Origin of the sequence: Pseudomonas sp. GM18, from assembly GCF_000282195.1 — a bacterium.
Classification (GTDB): domain Bacteria; phylum Pseudomonadota; class Gammaproteobacteria; order Pseudomonadales; family Pseudomonadaceae; genus Aquipseudomonas.
This window is the reverse complement of the sequence record NZ_AKJT01000072.1, coordinates 35,158-49,912: the sequence shown is the minus strand read 5'-3', so window position 1 is coordinate 49,912 and position 14,755 is coordinate 35,158. Positions and strand designations below refer to the sequence as shown.

General features: G+C 58.6%; 14 protein-coding genes and 1 tRNA gene. 9 read left to right on the top strand and 6 right to left on the bottom strand.

Annotated features, from left to right (window positions below; genetic code table 11):
- Positions 1-75: 75 nt before the first annotated feature.
- From murI to hemA, 5 genes are read right to left on the bottom strand one after another with little or no spacing between them, the layout of a single operon-like run.
- A complete protein-coding gene (murI, locus tag PMI21_RS09780) occupies positions 76-867 on the bottom strand; it encodes a glutamate racemase (RefSeq protein ID WP_007939763.1) in 792 nt (263 codons plus the stop codon).
- Positions 860-1,615: a molybdopterin-synthase adenylyltransferase MoeB gene (locus tag PMI21_RS09785; protein WP_007939762.1), complete on the bottom strand. Its 756-nt coding sequence runs from the start codon at positions 1,613-1,615 to the stop codon at positions 860-862. Before PMI21_RS09785 ends, murI begins: the two co-directional genes overlap by 8 nt.
- Entirely contained in the window at positions 1,609-2,439 is an 831-nt protein-coding gene (gene prmC / locus PMI21_RS09790; protein WP_007939761.1) for a peptide chain release factor N(5)-glutamine methyltransferase, read from the bottom strand. The genes PMI21_RS09785 and prmC overlap by 7 nt, the downstream gene beginning before the upstream one ends.
- Positions 2,440-3,522, bottom strand: a complete 1,083-nt coding sequence (prfA, locus tag PMI21_RS09795) for a peptide chain release factor 1 (protein WP_007939759.1) — start codon at positions 3,520-3,522, stop codon at positions 2,440-2,442.
- A complete protein-coding gene (gene hemA / locus PMI21_RS09800) occupies positions 3,519-4,808 on the bottom strand; it encodes a glutamyl-tRNA reductase (protein WP_007939757.1) in 1,290 nt (429 codons plus the stop codon). The genes prfA and hemA overlap by 4 nt, the downstream gene beginning before the upstream one ends.
- A 234-nt stretch (positions 4,809-5,042) precedes the next feature.
- Between hemA and PMI21_RS09805 the strand changes: the two genes are divergently transcribed.
- The 9 genes from PMI21_RS09805 to PMI21_RS09845 all read left to right on the top strand — a co-directional run bounded on the left by PMI21_RS09805 (position 5,043) and on the right by PMI21_RS09845 (position 13,135).
- A complete protein-coding gene (locus PMI21_RS09805; RefSeq protein ID WP_007939753.1) occupies positions 5,043-6,767 on the top strand; it encodes a tetratricopeptide repeat protein in 1,725 nt (574 codons plus the stop codon).
- Positions 6,768-6,771: 4 nt separating this feature from the next.
- Complete coding sequence (gene lolB / locus PMI21_RS09810; protein ID WP_007939752.1) at positions 6,772-7,389, top strand: lipoprotein insertase outer membrane protein LolB; 618 nt, start codon at positions 6,772-6,774, stop codon at positions 7,387-7,389.
- Positions 7,390-7,391: 2 nt separating this feature from the next.
- Entirely contained in the window at positions 7,392-8,243 is an 852-nt protein-coding gene (gene ispE / locus PMI21_RS09815) for a 4-(cytidine 5'-diphospho)-2-C-methyl-D-erythritol kinase (RefSeq protein WP_033064104.1), read from the top strand.
- Between the two features lie 37 nt (positions 8,244-8,280).
- Positions 8,281-8,355 (top strand) — tRNA-Gln (locus tag PMI21_RS09820).
- A gap of 47 nt (positions 8,356-8,402) precedes the next feature.
- Positions 8,403-9,344 (top strand): ribose-phosphate pyrophosphokinase, encoded by a 942-nt coding sequence (locus PMI21_RS09825; RefSeq protein ID WP_003171603.1) that lies wholly within the window; start codon positions 8,403-8,405, stop codon positions 9,342-9,344.
- Positions 9,345-9,486: 142 nt separating this feature from the next.
- The gene (locus PMI21_RS09830) at positions 9,487-10,086 is read left to right on the top strand and encodes a 50S ribosomal protein L25/general stress protein Ctc (RefSeq protein ID WP_007939749.1); all 600 of its coding nucleotides are present in this window, start codon (positions 9,487-9,489) and stop codon (positions 10,084-10,086) included.
- A 169-nt stretch (positions 10,087-10,255) separates the two neighbouring features.
- The gene (gene pth, locus PMI21_RS09835) at positions 10,256-10,840 is read left to right on the top strand and encodes an aminoacyl-tRNA hydrolase (protein ID WP_007939748.1); all 585 of its coding nucleotides are present in this window, start codon (positions 10,256-10,258) and stop codon (positions 10,838-10,840) included.
- A gap of 22 nt (positions 10,841-10,862) precedes the next feature.
- Positions 10,863-11,963: a redox-regulated ATPase YchF gene (gene ychF / locus PMI21_RS09840; protein ID WP_007939747.1), complete on the top strand. Its 1,101-nt coding sequence runs from the start codon at positions 10,863-10,865 to the stop codon at positions 11,961-11,963.
- Between the two features lie 158 nt (positions 11,964-12,121).
- Positions 12,122-13,135: a 1-aminocyclopropane-1-carboxylate deaminase gene (locus tag PMI21_RS09845; RefSeq protein WP_007939746.1), complete on the top strand. Its 1,014-nt coding sequence runs from the start codon at positions 12,122-12,124 to the stop codon at positions 13,133-13,135.
- A gap of 100 nt (positions 13,136-13,235) precedes the next feature.
- Here PMI21_RS09845 and PMI21_RS09850 read toward each other — a convergent pair whose 3' ends face one another.
- Entirely contained in the window at positions 13,236-14,453 is a 1,218-nt protein-coding gene (locus PMI21_RS09850; RefSeq protein ID WP_007939745.1) for an MFS transporter, read from the bottom strand.
- Between the last annotated feature and the right edge of the window lie 302 nt (positions 14,454-14,755).

The following is a 14,755-nucleotide window of genomic DNA, read 5'->3' as shown; positions in this document are numbered from 1 at the left end:
CTGCTCAACAAACAAAGCTATAAAGTTCCCCGTTTAATCAGAAGCTCACCCCAATTATTCGTTTGCTACGCGTCTCTACTCTTCGAAGCTTCGCACAACCCCAGACATATTCCACAGTATCGGCAAGATATTTCTGAAATGCACAGGATCGGCGCTCGACCAGAACCGTGCAGCGCGAGCAGGTCCCTCGGCCAGTAAATCACGCTCGGCCAACAGACGCTGAAGTTGCCGCGCCACGGCAGCACCGGTATCGATCAGACTGATGCTCTGCGGGAGCATCTGCTTAAGCAGTGGCTTTAAAAAGGGATAATGCGTGCAACCCAGAATGATTGTGTCTGCACCTGCAGCCAGCAGCGGCGCGACATACCCTTGCAGCAACTGACGCAATGTCTCGCTGTGCAGATCGCCATTTTCAATCAGTTCCACCAGCCCGGGACACGGCTGAGTAATCACCCGCACATCGGTGGCGAAACGGTCGAGCAAGGCGGCGAACTTGGCGCTCTGTAAAGTGCCGGTGGTGGCAAGCACGCCGACCACACCGCTGCGTGTCGCCGCAGCGGCCGGTTTGACCGCGGGCTCCATGCCGACGATGGGCCACTCGGGGAAATCGCGCCGCAAGTCCGCAACACCAGCCACCGTCGCGGTGTTGCAAGCCAGCACCAGTGCCTTGGCGCCCTGCTGCTGAAAGAATTGCGCCATGACACTGCAACGCTGGCGGATGAATGCCGGGGTTTTCTCGCCGTAGGGAATATTCCCGCAATCGCCGAAGTACAACAGAGACTCGTTGGGCAGCAGGCGCTGGATCTCGGCCAGCACCGACAGCCCGCCGACACCGGAGTCGAACACGCCGATCGGCGCTTCACGCATGGCGCGACCCGCAGACACTGCAGCCCGGATCACGCTTGACCCGCAATTCACGGAAGCGTGAGCCCAAGGCATCGATCAATAACAGGCGCCCCACCAGCGGCTCGCCGAACCCCACCAGCAGTTTCAGCGCTTCCAGTGCCTGGAGACTGCCGACCAACCCGACCAAAGGACCGACGACGCCCGCCTCGCTGCAGGTCAACTCGGCCTCGCTGCCATGTCCGTATAAACAGTGGTAGCACGGGCTCTCTGGACGACGCGGGTCGAACACCGACAATTGCCCTTCCAGCCGAATCGCCGCACCACTGACCAGCGGCTTGCGCGCGGCCACACACGCAGCGTTGACCGCCTCGCGGGTGGAAAAATTGTCGGAACAGTCCAGCACCAGATCCACCGCGGCAACGGCGGCGGCCAGCGAATCCTCGTCCAGTGCAGTGCGATGGGCGATCAGCTGAATCTCTGGATTGACCGCGGTCAGGCGACGGATCGCCGAGTCGACCTTGCTCAGGCCGACGCTGTCGGTGTCGTGAACGATCTGGCGTTGCAGATTGGTCAGGTCGACCGTGTCGAAGTCCGCCAGATGCAACTCACCGACACCGGCTGCGGCCAGATACAGCGCAACCGGCGAACCCAGGCCGCCGAGGCCGACAATCAGCACACGGCTTTCCTTGAGTCGTAACTGGCCGTCGATGTCGACGTGTTGCAGCAGAATCTGCCGGCTGTAACGCAGCAATTCCTGATCATTCAGCACGGCAAGCGCCCCAGACTGATGCGTTGGTGACCGCCCAGATCGGTGCGGCTATGGACTTCTTCAAAGCCGCGGGTCAGCAGCAAATCGCGCACCGCGCAGGCTTGATCGTAACCGTGTTCGAGCATCAACCAGCCGCCCGTTTCAAGATAATCCGGTGCCTGGGCGACGATCAGACGCAAATCGTCGAGCCCATCGATGCCCGCCACCAGGGCACTGGCCGGCTCAAAGCGCACATCGCCCTCCACCAGATGCGGATCGGTCGAAGCGATGTAAGGCGGATTGCTGATGATCAGTTGAAAACGCTGGCCTTCCAAAGCGCTGAACCAATGGCTGCTCAACACCGTGGCATTGTTCAGGCTCAAGCGCTGACGATTGCGCTCGGCCAGGGCCACGGCTTCCAGCACGCGATCCACCGCGGTGACCTTCCAGGCCGGACGCTCGCTGGCCAGCGCCAGGGCGATGGCACCACTGCCGGTGCCCAGATCGAGCACCTTGGCTGGGGTGGCCGGCAACAGTTCCAACGCCGCTTCCACCAGCAATTCAGTGTCGGGACGTGGAATCAACGTGTGGGGCGCGACTTCCAGGTCGAGCTTCCAGAAGCCTTGCTGCCCCAGAATATAGGCCACTGGCTCACCGCTACGGCGGCGCTGCAAATACTCGGCAAACTTCAGTGCCGCTTCGCTCGGGACGATACGCTCAGGCCAGGTGTGCAGAAAGCTGCGGGACTTGCCCAAGGCAGCCGCCAGCAGCAATTCGGCATCCAGACGCGCGGTGGGCGAATCAGGCAAATCGGCGGCGCGCAGCAAACTGGCAATGATCGTCATTTACTCACCTATCGCTGCCAATTGATCGGCCTGGTACTCGGCCAGCAACGGTTCGATCACCGCATCCACGCCGCCCGCGAGAATTTCGTCGAGCGAATACAGCGTCAGGTTGACCCGATGGTCGGTGACCCGGCCCTGGGCAAAGTTGTAGGTACGGATCCGCTCGGAGCGGTCACCGGAACCGACCAGCAATTTACGCTCGCTGGCGATGGCATTGGCCGCGGCGCTGGTTTGCTGGTCGTTGAGCTTGGCCGACAGCCAGGACATCGCCCGGGCGCGGTTCTTGTGCTGGGAACGTTCTTCCTGGCACTCGACGACAATACCGGACGGCAAGTGGGTGATACGAATCGCCGAGTCGGTCTTGTTGACGTGCTGACCACCGGCACCGGAGGAGCGATAGGTGTCGACCCGCAGATCCGCCGGGTTGATCTCGATGGCTTCCTGCTCATCCGGCTCGGGCAACACGGCCACGGTGCAGGCCGAGGTATGGATGCGACCTTGCGATTCAGTGGCCGGAACCCGCTGCACACGGTGCGCACCGGATTCGAACTTCAGTTTGCCGTAGACGTTCTCGCCTTCGACACGGGCGATAACTTCTTTATAGCCACCGTGTTCGCCTTCGTTCTCCGAGAGAATCTCTACCCGCCAGCCACGCCGCTCGGCGTAACGCGAATACATGCGGAACAGGTCGCCGGAGAATATCGCCGCTTCGTCACCACCGGTGCCCGCACGGATTTCGAGAAACACGTTACGACCGTCGTTCGGATCCTTGGGCAGCAGCATGCGTTGCAGGCTGGCTTCGAGCTCGATCAATCGTTCCTTGGCTTCGCGGACTTCTTCCACGGCCATTTCACGCATGTCCGGGTCGCTGTCCTTGAGCAGTGCCTGTGCGCCTTCGAGGTCGCCCTGCACTTTGAGCAGCTGTTTATAGGTGTCGACGATCGGCTCGACTTCCGCGTATTCCTTGGAATAGGTGCGGAATTTGTTCTGATCGGAAATGACTTCGCCATCGCCAAGCAGGGCGGTCAATTCCTCGAAACGGTCCTGGAGGATGTCCAGCTTATTGAGCAGTGACGCTTTCATTGCGGTTTCTTATCCGAAAAGCTATCCGATGAGCCCTCACCGAGGGCAAAGAGTTCCTGGGCCATGGCCAGCGCATCGAGGCGGCCTTCGGCAGAGAGCTTTTTCAATTGCACGCTCGGGGCGTGCAAGAGTTTGTTGGTCAGGCCACGGGCCAGTTGCACCAGCACGTCCTCGGCGCTGCTGCCGTTGGCGAGCATGCGCTGGGCCTTCTGCAATTCTTCGTCGCGCAAGCGCTCGCTTTGTTGACGATAAGCCTTGAGCACATCCACCGCCGCCAGTTCGCGCAGGCGAACCATGAAATCTTCGGCACCGACCGACACCATCTCTTCGGCAGCCTGGGCTGCGCCCTGACGGCTCTTGAGGTTTTCGGCGACCACTTCGTGGAGATCGTCGACGCTATACAGGTAAACGTCGTCCAACTCGCCGACTTCCGGCTCGATATCCCGGGGAACAGCGATATCCACCATGAAGATCGGCTTGTGCTTGCGCAATTTCAAGGCACTTTCCACCGCGCCTTTACCGAGAATCGGCAACTGGCTGGCGGTGGAACTGATGACGATGTCGCTGCGCACCAGTTCTGTCGGGATGTCCGAGAGCAACACCGCGTGGGCGCCGAACTGCTCGGCCAGGGTGCTTGCGCGCTCCAGGGTACGGTTGGCGACCACGATTCGCTTCACGCCCAGCTCATGCAGATGGCGGGCGACCAGGGTGATGGTCTCGCCGGCGCCGATCAGCAAGGCCTGGCTGCGTTGCAAATCACTGAAAATCTGTTTCGCCAGGCTGACCGCTGCAAACGCCACGGACACCGGGTTTTCACCGATGGCGGTGTCGGTTCTCACCTGTTTGGCCGCATTGAACGTGGCCTGGAACAAACGCCCGAGCAGCGGACCGATGGTGCCCGCCTCGCGAGCCACGGCGTAGGCCGATTTCATCTGGCCGAGAATCTGTGGTTCACCCAACACTAGCGAATCGAGCCCGGAGGCGACCCGCATCATGTGACGAACTGCCGCATCATCTTCATGCACATAAGCGCTTGCGCGCAGCTCATCAAGGCTCAAATGATGATAATCGGCCAGCCAGCGCAGCACGATGTCAGCCGAAAGGTGATCCTGTTCTATATACAGTTCACTGCGATTGCAGGTGGAGAGGATCGCAGCTTCGCGGCTGTCGGTGAGTCGGCAGAGCTGCTGCAAGGCCTCAACCAGCTGCTCAGGGGTAAAGGCCACGCGCTCGCGGACGTCTACTGAAGCAGTCTTGTGGTTAATACCGAGTGCAAGGAAGGCCATTCAAGGTCGCTGATGGTGACGTGAAGCCGACAATTGTCCTACTTCGACAGAGCCAGAACAACCACTCGATATCTATCGTCCCGGTTGACGCCGCCGAAGCTGCGATCCGTTCTCGTTTACACCGGCGCCGGGCCTGCCGGGATTGCGTGTGCGGGTAAATTGGCCGGGCGGTTATGTTTGGCCGAAGGCTTGTGTCATGATGATCCGACCGCAGGTTAGTCGTCCTCTTCCTATATGAATAGATCTTCCGCGTTGCTCCTCGCTTTTGTCTTCCTCAGCGGCTGCCAGGCCTTGGCACCCGTTTCGTCGGACGGTACGCCGCCGGTCGAAGACAGCACTCCGGCGCCTGAAAAGCCCAAGGTTTACAGCTCGTTCAGCGAAGAAACCGTCTTCAGCCTGTTGAGCGCCGAACTGGCTGGCCAGCGCAATCGTTACGACATTGCCCTGGACAACTACGTGACCCAGGCCATCAATACCCAGGATCCGGGCATCTCCGAGCGGGCATTTCGCATTGCCGAATACCTGGGCGCCGATCAAGCGGCTCTCGACACTTCGCTGATCTGGGCAAAAAACGCCCCGAACGATCTTGAGGCGCAACGGGCAGCGGCCGTGCAACTCGCCCGCGCCGGGCGATACGACGACTCCATGGTTTATATGGAAAAAGTCCTGCAAGGCAAAGGCGACACACATTTCGACTTCCTCGCCCTGTCTGCGGCCGATACCGACCAGGAAACCCGCAACGGCCTGATGAAAGGTTTTGACCGTTTGTTGCAGCGCCACCCGCACAACAACCAGCTGATTTTCGGCAAGGCCTTGCTGTTGCAACAGGATGGCGACGCCAAAGGCGCGCTGACCCTGCTCGAAGACAACCCGCCGGAAGCAGGCGAAATAGCGCCGATTCTGCTGCGCGCGCGCCTGCTGCAAGGGCTCAGCCGTGGCGATGAAGCCTTGCCGTTGCTGCAAAAAAGCATCAAGAAATACCCGGACGACAAACGCCTGCGCCTGACCTACGCACGCATGCTGGTCGAACAGGACCGCATGGACGACGCCAAGGTCGAGTTCTCGAGCCTGGTGCAGCAATACCCGGAAGACGACGAACTGCGTTATTCGTTGGCTCTGGTCTGCCTGGAAGCCAAGGCCTGGAACGAAGCAAAAGGTTATCTGGAAGACTTGATCGCCCGGGAAAGCCACGTCGACTCGGCGCACCTGAACCTTGGGCGTATTGCTGAAGAGCGTAACGACCCCCAGGGCGCGCTGATCGAGTACGCCCAGGTCGGGCCGGGCAACGATTACCTGCCAGCGCAATTGCGTCAGGCCGATATTCTGATGAGCAACGGCAGGACCGCCGAAGCCCAAAACCGTCTTGCGGCCCAGCGCGACGAGCAACCCGATTACGCAATCCAGTTGTACCTGATCGAAGTCGAAACCCTGTCGGCCAACAAACAGGGTGACAAGGCCTGGAACGTCCTGCAGCAAGCCCTGCAGAAATTCCCGGATGATTTGAATTTGCTGTATACCCGGGCCATGCAGGCGGAAAAACGTAATGACCTGGCGCAGATGGAAAAAGACCTGCGACTGATCATCAAGCGCGACCCGGACAATGCGATGGCGTTGAACGCCCTCGGCTACACCCTGTCCGACCGCACCACGCGCTACGCCGAAGCCAAGGCCCTGATCGAACAGGCGCACCAGTTGAACCCGGAAGACCCGGCCGTTCTCGACAGCCTCGGCTGGGTGAATTTCCGCCTGGGCAATCTCGACGAAGCCGAGCGCTATTTGCGCCAGGCGCTGGAACGCTTCCCCGATCAGGAAGTCGCCGCTCATCTGGGCGAAGTCCTGTGGGCCAATGGCAAACAACGCGAAGCCAAACAAGTCTGGAGCAAGTTCCTCAAGGAACAGCCCGACAGCCCTACCCTGCGCAGCACCATCAAGCGCCTGACCGGATCAGAGACTCTTTAAGATTATGTTTTTGCGCCACATCATCGTTTTCAGCTTCATCGCCCTGCTCGCCGGTTGCGCGGGCTTCGGCGCCCGTGAATCGGTCGGGGGGCACGGTAACCCGGCCCAATGGCGCGAGCACAAACAACAACTGAGCAGCCTCGACGGCTGGCAGATCAACGGCAAGATCGGCATCCGCGCGCCGAAAGATTCGGGTAGCGGCACCTTGTTTTGGCTGCAGCGCCAGGATTACTACGACATTCGTCTCTCCGGCCCGCTGGGTCGTGGCGCGGCCCGTTTGACCGGGCGCCCCGGCAAAGTCTCGCTGGAAGTGGCCAATCAAGGCCGTTATGACGCGTCGACTCCGGAAGCCCTGGTCGAAGAACAACTGGGCTGGAAATTGCCGGTGTCCCATCTGGCGTGGTGGGTTCGCGGTCTCCCGGCCCCGGACAGCAAAAGTCGCCTGACCCTGGACGTCGACAGTCGCCTGGCCAATCTCGAACAGGATGGCTGGCAAGTCGAGTACCTCAGTTATGCCGAGCAAAACGGCTATTGGCTGCCCGAGCGGATCAAACTGCACGGCACCGACCTTGATGTCACGCTGGTGATCAAGGATTGGCAACCGCGCAAACTGGGGCAATGAAGATGACTGCCCCGCGCCTGACACTGCCCTCGCCCGCCAAACTCAACCTGATGCTGCACATCCTCGGTCGCCGTGAAGACGGTTACCACGAGTTGCAGACGATTTTTCAGTTTCTCGATTACGGCGATGAAATCACCTTCGCCGTTCGCGATGATGGCGTGATTCGGTTGCACACCGAATTCGCCGACGTCCCTCACGACAGCAACCTGATTGTCAAAGCCGCGAAAAAACTCCAGGAGCAATCCGGTTGTTCGCTGGGCATCGACATCTGGATCGAAAAAATCCTGCCCATGGGCGGCGGAATCGGTGGCGGCAGTTCGAATGCGGCAACCACGTTGCTGGGCCTCAATCATCTTTGGCAACTGGGCTGGGATGACGACAGGCTGGCCGCGCTGGGCCTGACGCTTGGCGCCGACGTCCCGGTTTTCGTGCGTGGACACGCGGCTTTCGCCGAGGGCGTGGGGGAGAAACTCACGCCTGTAGAACCCGAGGAACCGTGGTATCTGGTGCTTGTGCCGCAAGTATCTGTAAGTACAGCAGAAATTTTTTCAGATCCGCTGTTGACACGTAACTCTCCGCCCATTAAAGTGCGCCCCGTTCCCAAGGGAAACAGTCGAAATGACTGCTTGCCGGTGGTAGCAAAGCGTTATCCAGAGGTACGTAACGCATTGAATTTGCTAGGTAATTTTACCGAAGCAAAACTAACCGGAACTGGAAGTTGTGTGTTTGGGGGCTTCCCAAGCAAAGCTGAAGCTGATAAAGTCTCGGCCCTTCTTACAGAGACCCTTACAGGGTTTGTAGCAAAAGGAAGCAACGTTTCGATGTTGCATCGCAAGCTGCAAGGCCTGCTCTAAAAGGAATCGAGTACTGGGTACTCGTTGCAACAGATACAGGGGCGTCGCCAAGCGGTAAGGCAGCAGGTTTTGATCCTGCCATGCGTTGGTTCGAATCCAGCCGCCCCTGCCATTTTCCTATACTCATCCAGGTATACCCTCAGCCTTCAGGTACTGCGCGTGTCCAAGATGATGGTCTTTACGGGGAACGCTAACCCCGATCTGGCTCGGCGTGTCGTACGTCAGCTGCATATCCCTCTCGGTGACATCTCTGTCGGTAAATTTTCCGACGGCGAAATTACAGCCGAGATCAATGAAAACGTCCGCGGTAAAGACGTCTTCATTATTCAGCCGACTTGCGCTCCGACCAACGATAACCTGATGGAACTGGTAGTGATGGCTGATGCCTTCCGCCGCTCCTCGGCTACTCGTATCACTGCTGTTATTCCTTACTTTGGTTATGCCCGTCAGGATCGCCGTCCGCGTTCCGCACGTGTGGCTATCAGCGCGAAAGTCGTTGCTGACATGCTTACCGTAGTCGGCATCGACCGTGTTCTCACGGTTGATCTGCATGCTGACCAAATCCAGGGTTTCTTCGATATTCCGGTAGATAACATCTACGGCTCCCCCGTACTGGTGGATGACATTGAAGATCAGCGCTTCGAAAACCTGATGATCGTGTCCCCGGACATTGGCGGCGTCGTGCGTGCACGGGCTGTTGCCAAATCCCTGGGCGTGGATCTCGGGATCATCGACAAACGCCGTGAGAAAGCCAATCACTCTGAAGTGATGCATATCATCGGTGATGTCGAAGGGCGTACCTGTATTCTGGTCGATGACATGGTCGATACCGCCGGCACCCTGTGCCACGCGGCCAAGGCCTTGAAAGAGCATGGCGCTGCCAAGGTTTTCGCCTACTGCACGCACCCTGTGCTGTCGGGTCGGGCGATCGAAAACATTGAAAATTCCGTGCTGGACGAGCTGGTGGTGACGAACACCATCCCGCTGTCCGCTGCAGCACAAGCCTGTGCGCGTATCCGCCAACTGGATATCGCACCGGTAGTTGCCGAGGCGGTCCGCCGCATCAGCAATGAAGAATCGATCAGCGCGATGTTCCGTTAAGGGCCCTGCCCTTTTCATTACATCCTGTTGACGAAAAGCGCCCCGCCCCGGCATTCCTGTCGGGGCGGGGCTTTTTTGCCCATATCGCCTTTAGCGCTGGTCGCAAACGCTGGGGCGAGTGTGGTTATTTTGGAGATACAACATGAACGATTTTACTCTGAATGCTGAAGTGCGTTCCGACCTGGGGAAAGGTGCGAGCCGCCGCCTGCGTCGTCTCGCAAGCCTGGTTCCAGCTGTAGTTTACGGTGGCGAAAAAGCCCCTGAATCCATCAGCATGCTGGCTAAAGAAGTTGCCAAACTGCTCGAAAACGAAGCGGCTTACAGCCACATCATCGAGCTGAACGTTGGCGGCACCAAGCAAAACGTAATCATCAAGGCTCTGCAGCGTCACCCGGCCAAAGGCCACGTGATGCACGCTGACTTCGTACGCGTAGTTGCTGGCCAAAAGCTGACCGCTATCGTCCCGGTGCACTTCGTCAACGAAGCTGCTCCAGTGAAGAAAGGCGGCGAGATTTCGCACGTTGTTGCTGAAATCGAAGTGTCCTGCCTGCCGAAAGACCTGCCTGAATTCATCGAAGTTGACCTGGCTAACGCCGAAGTCGGCTCGATCATTCACCTGTCCGACATCAACGCTCCTAAAGGCGTTGAATTTGTTGCTCTGGCTCACGGTAACGACCTGGCTGTTGCCAACGTTCACGCTCCACGTGTTGCTCCAGAAGCTGCAGAAGGCGCTGCAGAGTAATTTCACTCTGTACGCCGGAGTGACCGGAAACATCGCGGACTAGAGCGTAGCGAGAAAGCGGGCGAGAACGCGGAGTTTACATAATGGTAAATGAGCACTTGTCGTCCACTTTCGCCGCACTCCCTGATGGCGACGATGTTATCCACCACTTCAAGGAAGGGCCCCTATCGTGACTGCCATCAAACTGATCGTTGGCCTGGGAAATCCAGGCGCTGAATACGAACAGACCCGGCATAACGCAGGGGCCCTTTTTGTTGAGCGCATCGCGCAGGCACAGGGTGTCAACCTTGTGGCCGATCGCAAATATTTCGGCCTGACCGGGCGCTTTTCGCATCAGGGTCAGGATGTTCGTCTACTGATTCCCACCACCTACATGAACCGCAGCGGCCAGGCCGTGGCGGCACTTGCCGGCTTCTTTCGCATAAAGCCTGAAGAGATTCTGGTGGCACATGACGAACTCGACCTGCCTCCGGGCGTTGCCAAGCTCAAACAGGGCGGCGGCCATGGCGGTCATAACGGGTTGCGCGACATCATTGCGCAACTGGGCAATCAGAATACCTTTCACCGCCTGCGGCTTGGCATTGGCCACCCGGGCGTTGCCAGTATGGTTTCAAACTTCGTCCTGGGTCGTGCGCCACGCGCCGAACAGGAAAAACTCGATGCCAGCATCGACTTTGCCCTCGGCGTGCTGCCGGATATCCTCGCCGGTGAATGGAACCGCGCGATGAAAAACCTGCACAGCCAGAAGGCCTGACTCTTACCCGAGGGGAAACACCATGGGATTCAATTGCGGCATCGTCGGCCTGCCTAACGTCGGCAAGTCCACCCTGTTCAACGCCCTGACCAAGTCCGGGATTGCGGCCGAGAACTTCCCCTTCTGCACCATCGAGCCCAACAGCGGTATCGTGCCGATGCCGGATCCGCGTCTGGAAGCACTGGCGGTCATCGTCAAGCCCAAGCGTATCCTGCCGACCACCATGGAATTCGTCGACATCGCAGGCCTGGTTGCCGGCGCCTCGAAAGGTGAAGGCCTGGGCAACAAGTTCCTCGCCAACATCCGCGAGACCGATGCCATCGCCCACGTGGTCCGCTGCTTCGAAGACGAGAACGTGATTCACGTTTCCAACAGCGTCGACCCGAAACGCGACATCGAAATCATCGACCTGGAGCTGATCTTCGCCGACCTCGACAGCTGCGAGAAGCAACTGCAGAAAGTCGCTCGTAACGCCAAGGGCGGTGACAAGGACGCAGTGGTCCAGAAAGGTCTGCTGGAGCAGTTGATCGCCCACTTCACCCTGGGCAAGCCTGCGCGCAGCCTGATGAAGAACATGAGCGCCGACGAGAAGCAGGTGATTCGCGGTTTCCACCTGCTGACCACCAAGCCGGTCATGTACATCGCCAACGTCGCTGAAGACGGTTTCGAGAACAACCCGCTGCTGGACGTGGTCAAGGCCATCGCCGAAGAAGAAGGCGCCGTGGTGGTTCCGGTCTGCAACAAGATCGAAGCCGAAATCGCCGAACTGGAAGACGGCGAAGAGAAAGACATGTTCCTCGAAGCCCTGGGCCTTGAAGAGCCTGGCCTGAACCGCGTAATCCGCGCCGGCTACGAAATGCTGCACCTGCAGACCTACTTCACCGCCGGTGTCGAAGAAGTCCGCGCCTGGACCGTCCGCGTCGGTGCTACCGCACCGCAAGCCGCCGGCGTGATCCACACCGACTTCGAAAAAGGCTTCATCCGCGCCGAAGTCATCGCCTACGACGACTTCATCCAGTACAAGGGCGAAGCCGGCACCAAAGAAGCCGGTAAATGGCGCCTGGAAGGCAAGGACTACATCGTTAAAGACGGCGACGTGATGCACTTCCGTTTCAACGTGTAATAGGAGCCGTGGATTTCCACGGACCTCGATAGACACAGAATCCCCGTAATCAGTCGCTGATACGGGGATTCTGCTTTTGGGGATCGTGGTAGCACGCCGCCCTCTCACATGCGCTCTGCTAGACTAAAAACGGCTCATCCGTGATCTGGAGAACCGTCATGCTGGAGAAATTTGAACGCTATCCACTCATGTTCGGCCCTACGCCGATTGAGAAACTGAATCGTCTATCGGCGCATCTCGGGGGCAATATCGAGCTCTATGCCAAACGAGAGGATTGCAACTCCGGGCTTGCGTTTGGCGGTAACAAGATCCGAAAACTGGAATACATCATTCCCGATGCCATTGCCTCGCAGGCAGATACACTGGTGTCCATCGGTGGCGTCCAGTCAAACCACACGCGCCAGGTCGCGGCTGTCGCTGCCAAACTCGGCATGAAGTGCCATCTCGTTCAAGAAAGCTGGGTTCCATTCCCGGATGCGGTCTACGACCGCGTTGGGAATATCCTGATGAGCCGCGTGCTGGGAGCCGAAATTGAATTCGTCGACGAAGGTTTCGATATCGGCATTCGCGCGAGCTGGGAGCGGGCGCTGGAAAACGTTAAGGCCAAAGGAGGCAAACCGTATGCCATTCCCGCCGGCGCTTCTGTGCACAAATTTGGAGGTCTCGGCTATGTCGGCTTCGCCGAAGAAGTACGTGAACAAGAGACCAGGATGGGGATCAGGTTTGATTACATAATCGTCTGCACTGTGACCGGCTCCACACATGCAGGCATGTTGGTGGGATTTGCCAAGGATGGTCGTGCCCGCAATGTGATTGGTATCGACGCCTCCGGCACACCTGAACAAACCAGGGCACAAGTGCTGGCCATCGCTCAGCAAACGGCCAGGCTTATTGGGCTTGGCCAGGAAATCACAGCTGACGATGTTGTCCTTAAAGAAGAATATGCCTATCCGGCCTATGGCATCCCGTCAGAAGAAACCAATGCAGCCATCCGGTTGTGCGCTCGCATGGAAGGCATGATGACGGACCCGGTCTACGAGGGAAAATCCATGCAAGGCCTCATTGATCTCGTCCGCCAGGGTTTTTTCCCGGATGGGTCGAAGGTGCTTTATGCACATCTTGGCGGTGTACCGGCGATTAACGCGTACAGCTATATCTATCGAAACGGCTGAATTTTTAGAGGGTCCTGAAACAGGCGTAAGCCTTGTCCAGGACGCGACACGACAGAATTTTCGGCCACACCACCGCCCCCCACACTCGATGGGCGTTGGTTCAGACTTTTTTGGTTCTTGGCAAAAGGATCGCCAACACCCCAAACAGCGGCAAGAACGAACACAGGAAGTACACATACTCGATGCCGTGAACATCCGCCAAATGCCCGAGCAACGCCGCGCCAATCCCGCCGAAACCGAACATCAGGCCAAAGAACACTCCGGCAATCATCCCGACATTTCCCGGCACCAGTTCTTGCGCATACACCACGATGGCCGAGAACGCCGAGGCCAGAATGAAACCGATCACCACGCTCAACACGCTGGTCCAGAACAGGTCCACATGGGGCAGCAGCAGCGTGAACGGCGCCACACCGAGGATCGAGAACCAGATCACCGCCTTGCGCCCGATCCTGTCGCCGATCGGCCCGCCGAAGAAAGTCCCCGCCGCTACCGCACCGAGAAACAGGAACAGATGCAGCTGCGAGCTGGCCACCGACAGGTCGAACTTCTCGATCAGGTAGAACGTGAAGTAACTGGTGAGACTGGCCATGTAGAAATACTTGGAAAACACCAGCAACCCCAGTACCACCAACGCACTGATCACCCGGCCTTTTGATAAACCGTGCGTCGCTGCCTGACCTTGTTTGAGTTTGAACAGGTTCAAGTGATTGGCGTACCAGCGGCTGATCCGGTACAGCACGAACAACGCAAACAGCGCGAACAAGCCGAACCAGGCCACATTGCCCTGACCGTAGGGAATGATGATTGCCGCCGCCAGCAACGGCCCGAAGGCCGAGCCCGCATTACCGCCGACCTGAAACGTCGACTGCGCCAGCCCGAAACGCCCGCCCGAGGCCAGTCGCGCGACGCGAGAAGCTTCCGGGTGAAAAGTCGACGAGCCGATACCGATCAACCCCGCCGCCAGCAGAATCATCGGGAAGCTGCCGACCACCGACATCATCAGAATGCCAATCAATGTGCAGACAGTGCCGGCCGGCAACAGCCAGGGCTTGGGATGGCGATCCGTGTGGTAACCGACCCACGGCTGCAACAGCGAGGCCGTCAGTTGAAAGGTCAGGGTGATCAGGCCGACCTGGGTGAAGGTCAGGCCATAGTTGGCCTTGAGCATCGGATAGATCGACGGCAGCACCGCCTGAATCAAGTCGTTGATCAAATGCGCCAGCGCCACCGCGCCGATGATGCGCATGACCAGCGGACTGCTTTGTGAAGGAGCGGGCGCCGATGTCGCGGCGGACTGGACGTTGCTGATGGCCATGAGAGTTTCCGTACTGCGGATGGGTGCGCACTGGCAGGTCGGTCAATGTGCCATTTTTCGGTGCAGTCGCGCCATCCCCTTAGCCTGCTAACGACCTCAAAAAAAGGTGATAGCGCAAAGCCATGGTCTGAATCTTGCCTTGCTTATCCGCTTCAACGCGGCCCCTTACAAAGGGGACCGAGAATGGGAAGTTTCGCTACAGAGTCGGCCTACAGAGCGGACCAAGGTGAACTTTCGAGGCCTTTTAGAAGGACATCAGTCGCGGTCGCAATGGCCTCGACGCACGCCAATGGTGCGTGATG

What these genes read in the sequence shown, in the direction of transcription:
- murI (WP_007939763.1), bottom strand. Translation starts at nt 867, where the DNA reads ATGCGTGAAGCGCCGATCGGCGTGTTCGACTCCGGTGTCGGCGGGCTG.
- ispE (WP_033064104.1), top strand. Translation starts at nt 7,392, where the DNA reads ATGACTGCCCCGCGCCTGACACTGCCCTCGCCCGCCAAACTCAACCTG.
- PMI21_RS09845 (WP_007939746.1), top strand. Translation starts at nt 12,122, where the DNA reads ATGCTGGAGAAATTTGAACGCTATCCACTCATGTTCGGCCCTACGCCG.
- prfA (WP_007939759.1), bottom strand. Translation starts at nt 3,522, where the DNA reads ATGAAAGCGTCACTGCTCAATAAGCTGGACATCCTCCAGGACCGTTTC.
- PMI21_RS09830 (WP_007939749.1), top strand. Translation starts at nt 9,487, where the DNA reads ATGAACGATTTTACTCTGAATGCTGAAGTGCGTTCCGACCTGGGGAAA.
- hemA (WP_007939757.1), bottom strand. Translation starts at nt 4,808, where the DNA reads ATGGCCTTCCTTGCACTCGGTATTAACCACAAGACTGCTTCAGTAGAC.
- prmC (WP_007939761.1), bottom strand. Translation starts at nt 2,439, where the DNA reads ATGACGATCATTGCCAGTTTGCTGCGCGCCGCCGATTTGCCTGATTCG.
- ychF (WP_007939747.1), top strand. Translation starts at nt 10,863, where the DNA reads ATGGGATTCAATTGCGGCATCGTCGGCCTGCCTAACGTCGGCAAGTCC.
- PMI21_RS09850 (WP_007939745.1), bottom strand. Translation starts at nt 14,453, where the DNA reads ATGGCCATCAGCAACGTCCAGTCCGCCGCGACATCGGCGCCCGCTCCT.
- PMI21_RS09805 (WP_007939753.1), top strand. Translation starts at nt 5,043, where the DNA reads ATGAATAGATCTTCCGCGTTGCTCCTCGCTTTTGTCTTCCTCAGCGGC.
- lolB (WP_007939752.1), top strand. Translation starts at nt 6,772, where the DNA reads ATGTTTTTGCGCCACATCATCGTTTTCAGCTTCATCGCCCTGCTCGCC.